Annotated in this window: 14 protein-coding genes; 10 read left to right on the forward strand and 4 right to left on the reverse strand. The window is 39.3% G+C overall.

Annotated features, from left to right (window positions below; all coding sequences use genetic code 11):
• Positions 1 to 116: 116 nt before the first annotated feature.
• Together ACSQ6I_RS20580 and ACSQ6I_RS20585 are read left to right on the forward strand one after the other, a co-directional pair.
• Positions 117 to 1,844, forward strand: coding sequence for an NAD+ synthase (locus tag ACSQ6I_RS20580; RefSeq protein WP_438892155.1), 1,728 nt, complete (start codon positions 117 to 119; stop codon positions 1,842 to 1,844).
• A 208-nt stretch (positions 1,845 to 2,052) separates the two neighbouring features.
• Positions 2,053 to 2,961 carry a peptidoglycan-binding domain-containing protein gene (locus ACSQ6I_RS20585; RefSeq protein WP_438892156.1) on the forward strand — a complete coding sequence of 303 codons (909 nt, stop codon included), beginning with the start codon at positions 2,053 to 2,055 and terminating at the stop codon, positions 2,959 to 2,961.
• A gap of 96 nt (positions 2,962 to 3,057) precedes the next feature.
• On the opposite strand, the gene ACSQ6I_RS20590 is transcribed toward ACSQ6I_RS20585, so the two are convergent.
• Positions 3,058 to 3,741, reverse strand: a complete 684-nt coding sequence (locus ACSQ6I_RS20590) for a tetratricopeptide repeat protein (protein ID WP_438892158.1) — start codon at positions 3,739 to 3,741, stop codon at positions 3,058 to 3,060.
• A 372-nt stretch (positions 3,742 to 4,113) separates the two neighbouring features.
• On the opposite strand from ACSQ6I_RS20590, the gene ACSQ6I_RS20595 reads away from it, so the two are divergent.
• Together ACSQ6I_RS20595 and ACSQ6I_RS20600 are read left to right on the forward strand one after the other, a co-directional pair.
• The gene (locus tag ACSQ6I_RS20595; RefSeq protein ID WP_438892160.1) at positions 4,114 to 4,440 is read left to right on the forward strand and encodes a YbjQ family protein; all 327 of its coding nucleotides are present in this window, start codon (positions 4,114 to 4,116) and stop codon (positions 4,438 to 4,440) included.
• Between the two features lie 247 nt (positions 4,441 to 4,687).
• A complete protein-coding gene (locus ACSQ6I_RS20600) occupies positions 4,688 to 5,323 on the forward strand; it encodes a hypothetical protein (RefSeq protein ID WP_438892161.1) in 636 nt (211 codons plus the stop codon).
• A 149-nt stretch (positions 5,324 to 5,472) separates the two neighbouring features.
• Here the strand turns inward: ACSQ6I_RS20600 and ACSQ6I_RS20605 are convergent, their stop codons facing one another.
• The 3 genes from ACSQ6I_RS20605 to sufR form a co-directional block, all read right to left on the reverse strand.
• Positions 5,473 to 5,931, reverse strand: a complete 459-nt coding sequence (locus ACSQ6I_RS20605) for a YbhB/YbcL family Raf kinase inhibitor-like protein (RefSeq protein WP_438892162.1) — start codon at positions 5,929 to 5,931, stop codon at positions 5,473 to 5,475.
• 125 nt (positions 5,932 to 6,056) lie between these two features.
• A complete protein-coding gene (locus tag ACSQ6I_RS20610) occupies positions 6,057 to 6,317 on the reverse strand; it encodes a hypothetical protein (RefSeq protein WP_438892163.1) in 261 nt (86 codons plus the stop codon).
• A gap of 32 nt (positions 6,318 to 6,349) precedes the next feature.
• Entirely contained in the window at positions 6,350 to 7,042 is a 693-nt protein-coding gene (gene sufR / locus ACSQ6I_RS20615; RefSeq protein WP_438892164.1) for an iron-sulfur cluster biosynthesis transcriptional regulator SufR, read from the reverse strand.
• 250 nt (positions 7,043 to 7,292) lie between these two features.
• On the opposite strand from sufR, the gene sufB reads away from it, so the two are divergent.
• The 6 genes from sufB to ACSQ6I_RS20645 all read left to right on the forward strand — a co-directional run bounded on the left by sufB (position 7,293) and on the right by ACSQ6I_RS20645 (position 14,634).
• Positions 7,293 to 8,732: a Fe-S cluster assembly protein SufB gene (gene sufB, locus ACSQ6I_RS20620; RefSeq protein WP_438892165.1), complete on the forward strand. Its 1,440-nt coding sequence runs from the start codon at positions 7,293 to 7,295 to the stop codon at positions 8,730 to 8,732.
• Between the two features lie 63 nt (positions 8,733 to 8,795).
• Positions 8,796 to 9,581 carry a Fe-S cluster assembly ATPase SufC gene (sufC, locus tag ACSQ6I_RS20625; RefSeq protein WP_438892166.1) on the forward strand — a complete coding sequence of 262 codons (786 nt, stop codon included), beginning with the start codon at positions 8,796 to 8,798 and terminating at the stop codon, positions 9,579 to 9,581.
• Complete coding sequence (sufD, locus tag ACSQ6I_RS20630; RefSeq protein WP_438892167.1) at positions 9,581 to 10,921, forward strand: Fe-S cluster assembly protein SufD; 1,341 nt, start codon at positions 9,581 to 9,583, stop codon at positions 10,919 to 10,921. The genes sufC and sufD overlap by 1 nt, the downstream gene beginning before the upstream one ends.
• 75 nt (positions 10,922 to 10,996) lie before the next feature.
• Positions 10,997 to 12,262, forward strand: coding sequence for a cysteine desulfurase (locus ACSQ6I_RS20635; RefSeq protein ID WP_438892168.1), 1,266 nt, complete (start codon positions 10,997 to 10,999; stop codon positions 12,260 to 12,262).
• Between the two features lie 139 nt (positions 12,263 to 12,401).
• Complete coding sequence (locus ACSQ6I_RS20640; protein ID WP_438892169.1) at positions 12,402 to 13,373, forward strand: CobW family GTP-binding protein; 972 nt, start codon at positions 12,402 to 12,404, stop codon at positions 13,371 to 13,373.
• 184 nt (positions 13,374 to 13,557) lie between these two features.
• Positions 13,558 to 14,634: a WD40 repeat domain-containing protein gene (locus ACSQ6I_RS20645; protein WP_438892170.1), complete on the forward strand. Its 1,077-nt coding sequence runs from the start codon at positions 13,558 to 13,560 to the stop codon at positions 14,632 to 14,634.
• The last annotated feature ends 7 nt before the right edge of the window (positions 14,635 to 14,641 follow it).

Raw genomic sequence — 14,641 nt, forward strand, 5'->3', positions numbered from 1 at the left:
AGAAATATGGATTAAATGAACCGCGAAGGCGCGAAGGGCACGAAGGAAGAAGGAAGAGAAGAAGGAAGAAAGGAAGGGAGTAAGCATTTTTAATAATCTAATTACCAATTACTAATATGAAAATAGCGATCGCTCAATTTAATCCGATCATTGGTGACTTGTCTGGAAATGCTAAACAAATTCTTGAGGTTGCTGAAAATGCAGCGTCTTCAGGTGTGCGTTTATTGTTAACACCAGAACTTTCTTTATGTGGTTATCCACCACGAGATTTATTACTAAATCCTAGTTTTGTGGCAGCAATGGATTTCACGTTACAACAATTAGCTCAGGATTTACCTGCTAATTTAGCTGTGTTGGTAGGAACTGTTGTTAAAAATTCTGAAGCACACGTTACAGGTGGAAAAAATCTATTTAATAGTATTGCTTTATTGGAAGCAGGTACAGTTAAGCAGTATTTTCACAAACGACTTTTACCGACATATGATGTTTTTGATGAAAATCGTTATTTTGAACCAGGGTTAAAACCTAGTTATTTCAATTTAGATGATATAAATATTGGCGTAACTATTTGCGAAGATTTATGGAATGATGCAGAATTTTGGGGTAAGCGTAGTTATGCAGTTAATCCTATTGCTGATTTATCATCTTTAGGTGTAGATTTGATTGTAAATTTATCGGCATCACCCTATACTGTTGGTAAGCAAAAGTTACGAGAAGCGATGCTGCAACATAGTGCAGTCAATTTTAAACATCCAGTAATTTATACTAATCAAGTTGGTGGCAATGATGATTTGATTTTTGATGGCCGCAGTTTTGCTTTAAATCGTCAAGGTGAAGTTATCTGTCGCGCTAAGGGTTTTGAATCTGATTTATTAGTTGTTGAATTTGATGAAATACAACGCGATTTACAGTTAGGTGTGGTTTCATCTGTTTATGAATCAGAAGATGAGGAAATTTGGCACGCTTTGATTTTGGGTGTGAAAGACTATATCCAGAAATGTCATTTTTCTCAGGTGGTTTTGGGTTTAAGTGGTGGAATTGATTCGGCGTTAGTAGCTGCAATTGCTACTGCTGCACTCGGTAAGGAAAATGTTTTTGGTGTTTTAATGCCTTCTCCTTATAGTTCCCAACATTCTATTAGTGATGCTTTGGCTTTAGGTGAGAATTTGGGAATTAAAACTCATATTTTACCGATTGGGGAATTAATGCAAGGGTTTGACCATACTTTGGCTGATTTATTTACTGGGACTGAGTTTGGAATTGCTGAGGAGAATATTCAGTCGCGGATTCGTGGTAATTTGTTGATGGCGATCGCTAATAAATTCGGTCATCTCCTGCTATCAACTGGGAATAAGTCGGAAATGGCTGTTGGTTACTGCACTCTCTACGGTGATATGAATGGCGGTTTAGCGGTGATTGCAGATGTCCCTAAAACCCGCGTCTATTCGCTGTGTAAGTGGTTAAATTTTCATACCCAGCAAGAAATTATTCCTGAAAATATCCTCACCAAAGCACCCAGCGCAGAACTTAAACCTGGTCAAGTTGACCAAGATTCTTTACCTGCATACGATATCTTAGATGATATTTTGCAACGTTTAATTAACGACCACCAATCAGCAGTACAAATAGTTGCAGCAGGTCATGATGCAGAAATTGTCAACCGAGTGTTGCAAATGGTAGCACGGTCTGAATTTAAGCGGCGACAAGCACCCCCTGGACTGAAAATTACTGACCGCGCTTTTGGTACTGGGTGGCGAATGCCTATTGCTAGTAAAATTAACTGGATAGCTGTGAATAATTCTCACCACATCAACAATGTCTCTACTGGTATTTCCACTCAATAATGACAGTGGAAATCGAACAAATAAGTCTTTGATTATACAAGAAGCCAATTTTCAGATTTTGCTGTTTCCCATCAATATGAGGAAGCAGCATTATTTATGGGGATTTTTTTAATCTTTAAAATAAGTAAAAATTTGCAGCTATTTTCTAGTTCAGCGTATATATTCGGACATGATCAGCAAAATTAGGTAAATAACGATAAGGTGTAGAATGAAACTACAAGATTTTTTAGGTACAAATGAAAAATGGGGATTTGAAGCGATCGCTCTTGACGCAGAATTACCACGTCAGATTCAACTACGGTTAATTGATTTGGGTTTACTTGAACCCCCATCTGATGGACAATTTGGCCCTGTTTCTACAGCAGCACTCAAAAAATTTCAAGAGTTAATGAAGACCGGAGAGGCTGAGTTTTTAGGAGCAGTCACAGCCAAAGAATTGATTGAAACAAAAAAAGATGAAATACCCCAACCAGCCCTAAAACTTGGAAACGATATTGCCAGCAGAATTATTAAATATATGCTGGCAAAAAAATATGAAGTATTCACAAACCCTCAAGAATATAACATAGTTTATATAGAAGGAATGAATGGGGATTGGACTCTTAATAATGATGCCCCCAATGAATTTAATGACCAACGGATTGTGATCGAAGTAGTAGATGGTATTCCCAAAATGGTCAACAACTGGCAAGCAACTACTGAACCAGGAAAGTACTACACTTATAATCCGATGAACCCCAAAGGTGCAGCTAGAATTCAGTTTGGACAATACAAAGCTTGGGCTGTAGGACTGCACGGTACGGCACAGCCCCATGAAGCATTAAGACAAGTTGGAAATCTCACTGTTTGCAGAGATTTCAACAAAGACTTTAAACGAACTGGTGATAAACTGGATACAAATAATAATTTTTATGTCAATCAACACTGGGGCTATGATGCACCTGTTAATGATATCAAAAATGCCAGTGCAGGTTGTCTAGTAGGACGAAGAATAGACGGACATAAAGAGTTTATGGCGATTGTTAAAAAAGACCGCCGTTATGTAGCGAATAAGAATTATGTCTTCTACACAACAATTATTCCAGGGGATGATTTACTCAAACAGTTTCCTGGATAAAGAGCAAGTTTAAACTAGTGGGTAATGAGTAGAATTCATTACCCATTGCTTTTGATATTGATGTTTTCCATTCCCAATCTCAAAGCCAAAATTGGGTTATCCTCCAATTTCTCGTAATATGGATTCTACCCTATTCATGCCTTCTGGGTCATTGCTACTGCGATATAAACTCAGAGCTTTTCTCAATACATTATTGGCTTGTTGGGTTTGTCGTCGTTGTTGAAACATCGAACCCATTAACTCATAGGTGCGAGCATTGTTTTTATTCAGTTCAATGGCTTGTTCAAAAGCCCATGTAGCTGATTCATAGTCTTTGAGAACAGTTTGGGTGACACCTAAACCTAGATAGGCATTAAGATTACCTCGGTTTAGCTGGATGGCACGACGATAAGCCTCTTTAGCTCCAGGGGTGTCTCCTAAGTTGCCTTTGATATAACCTACAGCGTAATAAAAATCACTATTATTACCGTCGATTGCGATCGCACGACGGTAAGCAGCTAACGCTAACTGGAAATTCCCTTGTTGAGCATACAAGTAGCCAATCCCAGAATGAATTTTGGCATTTCTGTTATCTATAGTTGCAGCTTCTTGATAAACTGCGATCGCTCTATTATAATCCCCCGCATCTACTAGTCTCCGGCCTTCCTCTAGCAGTTCCTTCAGCCTGGGATTACTAGCTTGTGCTACTAATACTTCCGCACCCTCAGCCACCAAAGGAGTGCTAGTAACGAAAATTCCTAATAATAGAACAGTAACTAAAAATGATGTTTGTTTGTACACAGTAAATTTCCTGAAAATTTAGTTAAGTTTTTGTTTGTACATTAAAACAAAAATCTTTAAATTTGAAAACTGTATTTATTCACATTTACAAAATATTCAATCATTGATAAGTAAATCTGCACAATGAAACATAACCATGTGAAAAAATTAACACGTTTCAAACCCTCTTCTCTTCTGCCTCCAGCATAGTTGTCTCATACCTGATCCTGACAATAAATATTCACACATACCTACTTTTCATTTAGAATTGCAGAAGCATCACAAGATAGGATGACAACAACATCCAAAAAGTTCCGGCATTTCTTGCAATTTGCATCATAAAAATGCACAATTAGTATATATCAAGTTACTTGCTATTTATGAGGAAAACTTATGCTTTTAAGTACTACTGATGTAATTCAAGGCGCTGTAATTGATTCCTATTTGGGTATTGTGACAGCAGAAATCGTCTATGGTAGCAATTTCCTACGAGATTTTTTAGCTGGTATTCGTGATATCGTCGGTGGACGCACTGGTAGCTACGAACGTTTATTTGAACAAGGGCAACGCAAAGCACTAGAAGAACTAGAACAAAGAGCGCAACGTTTAGGAGCAAATGCTGTGATCGGCATTGAAATTGATACAGGTACAATCAATGTGGATCAATCAGGTGTTTTATTACTGATTACTGCCACAGGAACAGCTGTAAAGATTCGTTAGTATGTTTGTGAATTTTTCATAGGTAGACAGTTTTTAAGCCTTAGACAAACTAATGATATTTGATAATTAGGGATAATCAAAAATTCAATAACTCCGTATACTCAACATTTCTGGTTCTGACTTAAGACATAGTAGTTAACTCTTTCTGGTGATAGAGATTAAAAACCACAGATAAGTATTTAATTTTAAATATAAGCATAAATATACCTGAAAAACTTTGCTGAAATAGCAAGGGAGAAAATAAACTATGTCATACGTAAATCGGGTAGGTGATGAAATTATTCCTTCTGAGTCTGCGGTAGGAGCTAGAGTAAGTGAATATCGCGATCGCGTGCGTTGGGGTCCCATTGTCTCCGGCGTTTTAGTTGCTTTAGCTACCCAATTAATTTTGAGTTCCTTTTTCGGCGCTCTTGGTGCAGGCAGAATAGCCGACTCTTTAGCACCAAGAACAATTGCTTCAGGTATTATTAGTAATGTCGGTATTTGGTCAACGGTTGGGTTGTTACTTTCTCTATTTTTGGGTGGTTGGGTAACAACCCGTGCTTGTGGCCCAATGCACCGAGATACAGCCCTACTCAATGGCGCAATTCTCTGGGCTACAACCTTAGCAATTAGCTCTTTTCTATTAGCAAGTGGGGTCTGGGGTGCTTTTGGAGTTGCTGCTTACAATGCAGCAGAAGTGATAACTCAACTTCAACAACAAGGTACTACCATACCGCCAAATATACCTCAGTTAACCGCCGAACAAACGCGTGAAGTTGCAGCTGCAACTTCAAGAAGTTTGTGGTGGTTTGTTTTGGGTTCTTTGTTAGGTTTAGCTGCGGCATTAATGGGAGCAGTTGCCGGCACTCGCACTCCTCGGACTAATAATTACAATCATTGACAATCTAATTTGCACACTTGAATAAAATTAAATCTTGTAGGGTGGGCAATTTGTCCACCCTAAGCTCATTCAGGACTTAATTTTTAATTTAAAGTAATTTTAAATTTTTAACTAAAATCTCTAATTAGAAAACTTAATTGCGAATTATTTTAACGCTGGCGTTTATATCGTCCAATGAATTCTGATTTTTCTAAAACATGACCATCAATTGCAGTTATAATTTGAGACTCACTCGCACCAGCAGCTAAACTTAACTTTTTATCTACAGCATAAAGTTGGAAAAAATAGCGATGGGTTCCACTAGGTGGACAAGGGCCACCATAGCCTAAATTACCAAAATCATTTTTTCCCTGTGTCCCCCCATTAATAAGGTTTTTGGTAGCAGGAATTTGGGCTGTCAGTTCGCGCACTGTAGGAGGAATATCGTAAACAACCCAATGCACAAATTTCTCTCCAGGTGCATCTGGATCATCTACAATCAATACTAAACTTTGTGTTTCTAATGGAATTTCATCCCAGCTTAAGGGAGGGGAAATATTTACACCATCACAGGTATATTGAGCAGGAATTAAACCATTATCTGTAAAGGTGCTACTCTTTAATTTCACAGTTTTCGCCCCTTGTTTGGATTGATTACGATTACCAAGTGATAACCCTATCTAATCCAAATATATAGCAAAATTTTAAATCAGAAAAACTCGCCTTCTAGTCATAATAATATTATTGATTATATCTACCACTTTAGATATGCGGATTCAATGCCTTCTTCTCTCCTAATTTTCGCATCTTTTTCAAACCAAGCAATTACTTGTGGCGTTGTTAAATCTTCAATTGCAACTTCATAATCTTTAGCAATATGCTGTAAAATTCTCAAAGAAGAAATCGTCAGCCTGGTTAAAAACTTTTCTGGAGAAGATAATAAAGCAGCATCTACTTTTGCTGACTCTTCCAGAGTTAAAAATTGTGTTGATGATTGGTTTGGAGCTACATCCATAAAATAATATTTTCAAACTTACAAAAATAAACTTAGTCTTTAATCTTGCGCTTTTGCGCTTGTACTAAATAACCACAGCGATGTTCACCGTTATTTAGCCAGTGAGTACGCTCTACAGTACAATCTGGTAAGATTGCTGCAAACATTTCTAATTCATGACCACAGACACTAGGGAAAGATTCAGCAACGTTGGAAATAGCGCAGGTGTGTTCTATAAAAATAAAACTATCCTTGGCTGGGGAACATGAATCAACGGGGTGATACTCAGCCATAAAGCCTTCTGCCTTTCGCAATTGTACCAAATTTGCGACCCGTTCCTGCAAAGACCCATTCCCCACCCGTTCGCGGTATTCCTGGGCTTTGCGTTCCCATTGTTTTTGTAAAATGGTCTTTACCTGTTCATATCCAACAGTTGCGGCCAAGGTGTCCAGTAGGGAAACTGCAAATTCACCATAACCATCACCAAAGCCTTCTCCTCTAGTCCGTCGAAGGCGTTCTTTTCCTCGTTGACTTAATTGATAAACGTGCTGTGGCCTGCCCATTCCCGGTTGTTCTGATACTGAATATAGAACTAATTCTTCAGTATCTAAATCCTTTAAATGACGGCGAATCGCTTGCGGGCTAACATCGAAAAAATTTGCTAACTCAACAGCCGTTGCCTGCGAGTGTTGCAAAAGGTACTCTAGAATATCCTGCTTTGTTGAGGACTGGTGGGTAGTCGTCATCTTCTCTGCGAGACGCTGTTCGCGTTCGTCCCAAAAATTTTTCTGAAAAATTTGACTTTAACAACATTGTTGTTGTTAATCTATCGTAAGATAAAAATAGATTAAACAACACCCCTGTTGTTTTATCCTCTCAATTTATCTTAACAGCCGTGTGAACGCTTGGTAACACGAAACGGGAATTGGCTCAAGCAGCCCGTCTCCCATCCTTTTTTTTAAGAGAACCACTTCCGAACGCGAGAGACTAATACCGATGAGTGCCACTGTCAAAACCTTAGTCAACCAACCCTACAAGTACGGCTTCGTCACCGATATTGAAGCTGATACTATTCCGCGTGGGCTAAACGAAGACGTTATCCGCCTGATTTCCGCTAAAAAGAACGAACCGGAATTTATGCTGGAGTTTCGCCTCCGGGCTTATCGCCAGTGGCTGAAAATGACGGAACCAACTTGGCCAAGTGTCAACTATCCGCCTATTAATTATCAGGATATTATTTATTATTCCGCACCGAAACAAAAGAAAGCAAAGCTCAACAGTTTGGATGAAGTTGATCCTACTCTCTTAGAAACATTTGAGAAGTTAGGTATTTCTCTTTCTGAACAAAAGCGACTAAGCAATGTAGCTGTTGATGCAATTTTTGATAGTGTTTCTGTCGCCACTACATTTAAAGAAAAACTCGCCGAAGATGGTGTGATATTCTGCTCATTCTCGGAAGCATTACAAGAACACCCAGAATTGATTAAAAAATATTTGGGTAGTGTTGTTCCTATTGCTGATAATTATTTTGCAGCCTTAAATGCGGCTGTGTTCAGTGATGGTTCCTTTGTGTACATTCCTAAAGGTGTGAAATGTCCAATGGAATTGTCTACATATTTCCGCATTAATTCCGGTGATACAGGACAGTTTGAAAGAACTTTAATTGTCGCTGAAGAAGGTAGTTATGTTTCCTATTTAGAAGGTTGTACAGCACCAATGTACGACAGTAATCAATTACACGCTGCGGTAGTGGAATTGGTAGCTTTAGATAATGCGGAAATTAAATATTCTACTGTGCAGAACTGGTACGCTGGGGATGAAAATGGTAAAGGTGGAATTTACAATTTTGTTACCAAGCGCGGTTTGTGTCAGGGTGTAAATTCTAAGATTTCTTGGACTCAAGTTGAAACTGGTTCAGCTATTACTTGGAAGTATCCTAGCTGTGTGTTGGTTGGTGATAACTCGGTGGGTGAATTCTATTCGGTGGCGCTGACAAATCATATGCAGCAAGCTGATACGGGGACAAAGATGATTCACGTTGGCAAAAACACCCGTAGCACAATTATTTCTAAAGGAATTTCTGCTGGTAAGTCTAGTAATAGCTACCGGGGTTTGGTGAAGATTAATCCGACTGCGAAGGGTGCAAGAAATTATTCTCAATGTGACTCGATGTTAATTGGAGATAATGCTCACGCTAATACTTTTCCTTATATTCAAGTTCAGAATAATACGGGGAAGGTTGAGCATGAGGCTTCTACTTCTAAGATTGGGGAAGATCAATTGTTCTTTTTTGCTCAACGCGGTATTTCTTCGGAAGATGCTATTTCGATGATGATTAGCGGTTTCTGTAAGGATGTTTTTAATCAGCTACCTATGGAGTTTGCTGTTGAGGCTGATAAGTTGTTGAGTCTGAAGTTGGAAGGTAGTGTGGGTTAAGAGATAAGCTCACGCAGAGGCGCAGAGGCGCGAAGAATAGAGAGAACAGAGAAGAGAGAGAATATGATTGTTGAGAATAGTGATTTGATTTTGTCGGTTAAGGATTTGACGGCTGATGTTGATGGTACTTCAATTTTGAAGGGTGTGAATTTGGAAGTTCGCGCTGGTGAAATTCATGCGATTATGGGACCAAATGGTTCTGGTAAGAGTACTTTTTCTAAGGCTTTGGCGGGACATCCAGCTTATACTGTTACTGGTGGTGAGGTGATTTTCCAAGGAAAAAATCTTTTGGAAATGGAAGCTGAGGAAAGAGCTAGAAGTGGTGTGTTTTTGGCTTTTCAATATCCTTTGGAAATTCCCGGTGTGAGTAATTTGGATTTTTTACGGGTGGCTTATAATTCCCGTCGAAAAGCTCAGGGTTTGGATGAGGTTGACGCTTTTGATTTCGATGATTTGATTGAGGAAAGGTTGGATGTGGTGAAGATGAATTCCTCTTTTCTTAATCGCAGTGTGAATGAAGGTTTTTCTGGTGGTGAAAAGAAGCGGAATGAAATTCTGCAAATGGCTTTGCTAGAACCAAAGTTGGCGATTTTAGATGAAACTGATTCGGGTTTGGATATTGATGCTCTGAAAATTGTGGCGAATGGGGTAAATCAATTAGCAAGTCCTGAAAATGCCACAATTATGATTACCCACTATCAGCGTCTTCTGGATTATATTATCCCTGATTTTGTTCACGTTATGGCACAAGGACGCATTATTAGAAGTGGTGGGAAGGAGTTAGCTTTAGAGTTGGAATCTCGTGGTTATGATTGGGTTCTGGAAGAAGCTTTGGGAGTAGGTGTGTAATGACTATTCCAGTTAATGTAGAGACGTTTCATGAAACATCTCTACAAAAAAATCTACTAGATAGAGATGCTTTTGTGACTGATTTGTTAAATAGTGTAACTACCAAAAAACAAGATGGTTGGTTACAAGATTTACGCGATGTTGCGGCTAATTGGGTACGTCATTCTGTTATTCCAAATACCCGCGAGGAAGAATGGCGTTTTACTGATTTATCACCACTGAAACAGGTAAATTTTAATTTAGGGACGTTTCAGGAAAATTCTATTAAAGATTTAATTTTACCTGAAGTTTCTCAGCGGTTGGTATTTGTAAATGGTGTTTATGCACCGAATTTATCAAATACTGAAAATTTGCCTTCTGGTTTAATAGTTGGTAATTTAGATGTGTTATCTGGTGAGGTTTTACGGAAATATTTAGCCCAGGCTGAGGGAGCAAATGAGGTTTTTACTGCTCTAAATACTGCTGGTTTGTGTGATGCTGCGGTGGTATGGGTTGGTAAAAATGTGGTGGTGGAAACTCCTATTCATCTGCTATTTATTTCTGTGTCGGGTGAGTCGGCTACTATTTCCCAACCTCGTGTTTTAGTTGTTGCGGAATGTGGTTCTCAGGTGAGTTTAATTGAAGAGTATACGAACCGCCCAGACGCAGAGAACGCGGAGGAGGTTTATTTTACTAATGGTGTTACGGAAATCTGGGTAAATGAAAATGCTCAGGTTAGTCACAATAGAATTGTGTGGGAAGGTGACGCGGCTTTTCATGTTGGGAAAACTGCGGTAACTCAGGCTCGATATAGTCGTTATTTTTGTAATGCTGTGACTGTTGGTGGAAAAATATCACGTCACAATTTGGAGATTTTGCAAACTGGTGAGCAAACGGAAACGACGCTGAATGGTTTAACAGTTGTTGCTGATAATCAATTGGGTGATACTCACAGTGCGATCGCTCTCAATCATCCTCATGGTATAAGTAAGCAGCTACATAAGTGCATTATAGGCGATCGCGCTCATGGTGTATTTAATGGTAAGGTTTTTGTCCCCAAACCCGCACAGTTAACTAACGCAGCACAGCTAAACCGGAATTTGCTGTTATCACCCAAAGCCAGAGTTGATACCAAACCCCAATTAGAAATCACTGCTGATAATGTCAAATGCGCTCACGGTGCGACTGTCAGCCAATTGGAAGATGATCAAATATTCTACCTGCAAAGTCGCGGTATTGATGAAGTTAATGCACGCAAGTTGTTAGTTAATGCTTTCGCTGCGGAAGTTATTAATTTCCTACCTGTTCCTTCTTTGCGAGACAAGCTGTTGAGAACCGTCACAAGTCTCACAAATAAATAATGAAATTTGAGAAACCCGCTGCTCTAAAGGGCGGGGAAACTCAGCCCCTACGAACTCCTGAACTCCTTATTAAAAATGATCATCACTTCTACCAAAACTCTAGCAGATCAAGTTCGTGAAGATTTCCCGATTTTACATCAGGAAGTTCACGGTAAACCATTGGTTTATATTGATAATGCAGCTACTTCTCAAAAACCTTTAGCTGTATTAAATGCTTGGCGTGATTATTACGAACAATATAATTCTAATGTTCATCGTGGCGCACATTTTCTTAGTGGTAAAGCTACTGATGCTTATGAAGCCGCAAGAGACAAAATTGCTAAATTTATTCATGCAAAATCACGCCAAGAAATTGTTTACACCCGCAACGCCAGCGAAGCCATTAACCTGGTAGCTTACAGTTGGGGAATGAACAATTTACAGCCAGGAGATGAAATTATTCTCTCGGTAATGGAACATCATAGTAATATAGTTCCTTGGCAATTTGTTGCTCAAAAAACTGGTGCAGTATTGAAGTTTGTCGAATTAACACCAGAAGAAACTTTTGATTTAGAACAGTTTAAACAACTGATTTCTCAAAAAACAAAGCTGGTGTCGTTAGTTCATGTTTCCAATACTTTGGGTTGTATAAATCCAGTCAAGGAAGTTGCCGAAATTGCTCATAGCTACGGGGCAAAATTTTTAATGGATGCTTGCCAAAGTGTCCCCCATATGCATATTGATGTCCAAGAAATTGACTGTGATTGGTTGGTAGCTTCTGGACATAAAATGTGCGCTCCAACAGGCATTGGTTTTTTGTATGGTAAGTTAGATTTACTAGAAGCAATGCCGCCATTTTTTGGTGGTGGTGAGATGATTGCAGAGGTATATTTAGACCATTCTACCTATGCAGAATTACCCCATAAATTTGAAGCGGGTACACCTGCAATTGGAGAAGCAATTGCTCTCGGTGCAGCGATAGATTATCTGACTAATATTGGGATGGATAAAATCCATGCTTATGAAGCAGAACTAACCGCTTATTTGTTCGAGCAATTAGCACAAATACCCCAAATCAGAATCTACGGGCCAAAACCTAATGCTCAAGGAGAAGGTAGAGCCGCATTAGCAGCTTTTACAGCAGAAGGTGTTCACCCAAATGACTTATCTACATTATTAGATCAAGAAGGGGTTGCAATTCGTTCTGGACACCATTGTACTCAACCATTACACCGTTATTTAGATTTACCGGGAACTGCACGGGCAAGTTTATATTTTTACAACACCCGTGAAGAAATTGATATTTTCATCAAGGCTTTGAAGGAAACACTGGACTTTTTTGCAAGTGTGTTCGGTGAGTAAATATGGGGTGGGTGATTCCCACCTTCTACACTCATTAGTGAAAATATTAAAACAATCTTTGACCAATACTACCATTTTTAACCAAGGTGTGTTAAATAGAGAATGATTATCAACAAATCATTAAAATTGCTTTGAGATTATGATTGCTTCAGAAACATCGACTTCAGTGCCTGTAACTGTTTTAACTGGCTACTTGGGTGCAGGTAAAACTACTCTACTTAATCACATTCTTACTTACGAACACGGCAAAAAAGTTGCTGTTATCGTCAATGAATTTGGGGAGGTAGGCATTGATAATCAACTAGTTATTGATGCAGATGAAGAAATCTTTGAAATGAATAACGGCTGTATTTGTTGTACAGTGCGTGGCGACTTAATTCGCATTATCAACAATTTGATGAAGCGGCGTGATAAATTTGACCATTTAGTAATTGAAACTACTGGATTAGCTGACCCTGCACCTGTAATTCAGACATTCTTCGTTGATGAAGATATGCAGAGTCAACTGTCATTAGATGCAGTAGTTACAGTTGTGGATGCTAAACATATTTGGCAACATTGGGAAGCAGACGAAGCCCAAGAACAAATTGCATTTGCTGATGTGATTTTATTGAATAAAACAGATTTAGTCACACCAGAAAATTTAGAAGAACTAGAAAAGCGGATTCGGTCGATGAATGCGATCGCTAAAATCTACCGCACTCGCAACTCAGAACTAGGAATGGATGCACTTTTGGGAGTACAAGCCTTTAACCTAGACCGCGCTTTAGAAATTGACCCAAATTTCTTAGGTGAAGATGCCCATGTACATGATGAAAGCGTCTATTCTGTAGCGTTGGTAGAGAAAGGCGCAATAGACGGAGAAAAATTAAACGCTTGGATGACAAATTTACTAAGCACCCAAGGGACAGATATCTTCCGCATGAAAGGCATTTTAAACATAGCTGGAGAAGATAATCGCTTCGTCTTCCAGGGAGTACACATGATATTTGATGGTAGACCCGATAGACCTTGGAAAACCAGCGAAACTCGGAAAAATGAACTTGTATTCATCGGTCGAAATCTAGATGAATCCAAACTAAAACAAGATTTTCTCGCCTGTCTAGTATGAATTGAGAGAGGAGAAAATAAATAAAATTTAAGGCGTTGCTGAATCGAAGTATAATTTTATTTCACGCAGAGACGCAGAGGCTCAGAGAGTAAAAGTTTGAGAGATAGAATTTTTGACTTTCATTTCTTGATTCAGTAACGCCATTTTCTCTGTGCTTCTATAGGTAGTAAAATCATATCTAGACATGAACTTAACAACTAGCAAACCTCAACAATTTGCAGCCCATTATTCAGGGAAACTTGCAGATTATGTCACATCCCTAATTTGGTCATCTCAAGGAGAGATACTAGCAGCAACTTCCGCTGCGGGAGAAGTTGTTTTGTGGGAAAATGGCGAATTAAAAACCTTACAAACCGCTACAAATCAATCAGTAGATTGTGTTGCATTTTCCAGCGATGGGAAATATTTAGCCGTTGGTGGACAAAATGGACAAGTTAAAATTTGGCGCGAAAATAAATTAATTGCTACTTTAGAAAATGCTCCTGCTTGGGTTGATAAACTAGCTTGGAGTCATACTAATAACCAACTCGCTTTTAGTTTAGGGCGTTACGTTCAAGTATGGGATGCAGACACAGAAGAAATTATTGTCACTCTGAATTTTGAAAACTCCTCAGTTTTGGCTATTGATTGGCGTAAAGATGGGCAATATTTAGCAATTAGCGGCTATCAGGGAGTCAAAATTTGGAATACTCAAGATTGGGATGAGGAACCTTATTTTCTTTCCATGACTACCGTTAGTGTCGCAATGGCTTGGTCGCCTGATGGCAAATACTTAGGTTCTGGCAATATGGATCGCAGCGTCACCGTGTTGGAATGGGGAAATCCTGACCCTTGGGTAATGCGCGGCTTTCCCGGTAAAATTCGCCAATTAGCTTGGTCAGAAGTCACAACAGCCGTAGGTGCGCCGCTTTTGGCTTCTTCCAGTGTTGAGGGTGTAGTAGTTTGGGAAAAATCAGAAGATGAATCCTTGGGTTGGGAAGCGCGGATATTAACCAATCATGTGGATATCATTAATGCGATCGCATTTGCACCCCAAAGTTTTCTTCTCGCTTCTGCCGGTGCTGATGGCTGGTTGTGTTTATGGAACCAAGCCACAGAAGTATCACAGATTATCACAGGTGTCAGCGGCGGTTTTTCTACCCTAGCGTGGCATCCCAGTAGGGGTGGGGTCTCCCCACCCTCCAGTACGATCTCCTCACCCTTATTAGCCGCAGGTGGGGAACAAGGAGAACTACTAATCTGGTCAACAACTACTGACTAATGAATAA

The organism is Anabaena sp. WFMT, assembly GCF_051781005.1.
In the GTDB taxonomy this organism is placed as follows: Bacteria; Cyanobacteriota; Cyanobacteriia; order Cyanobacteriales; family Nostocaceae; genus Anabaena.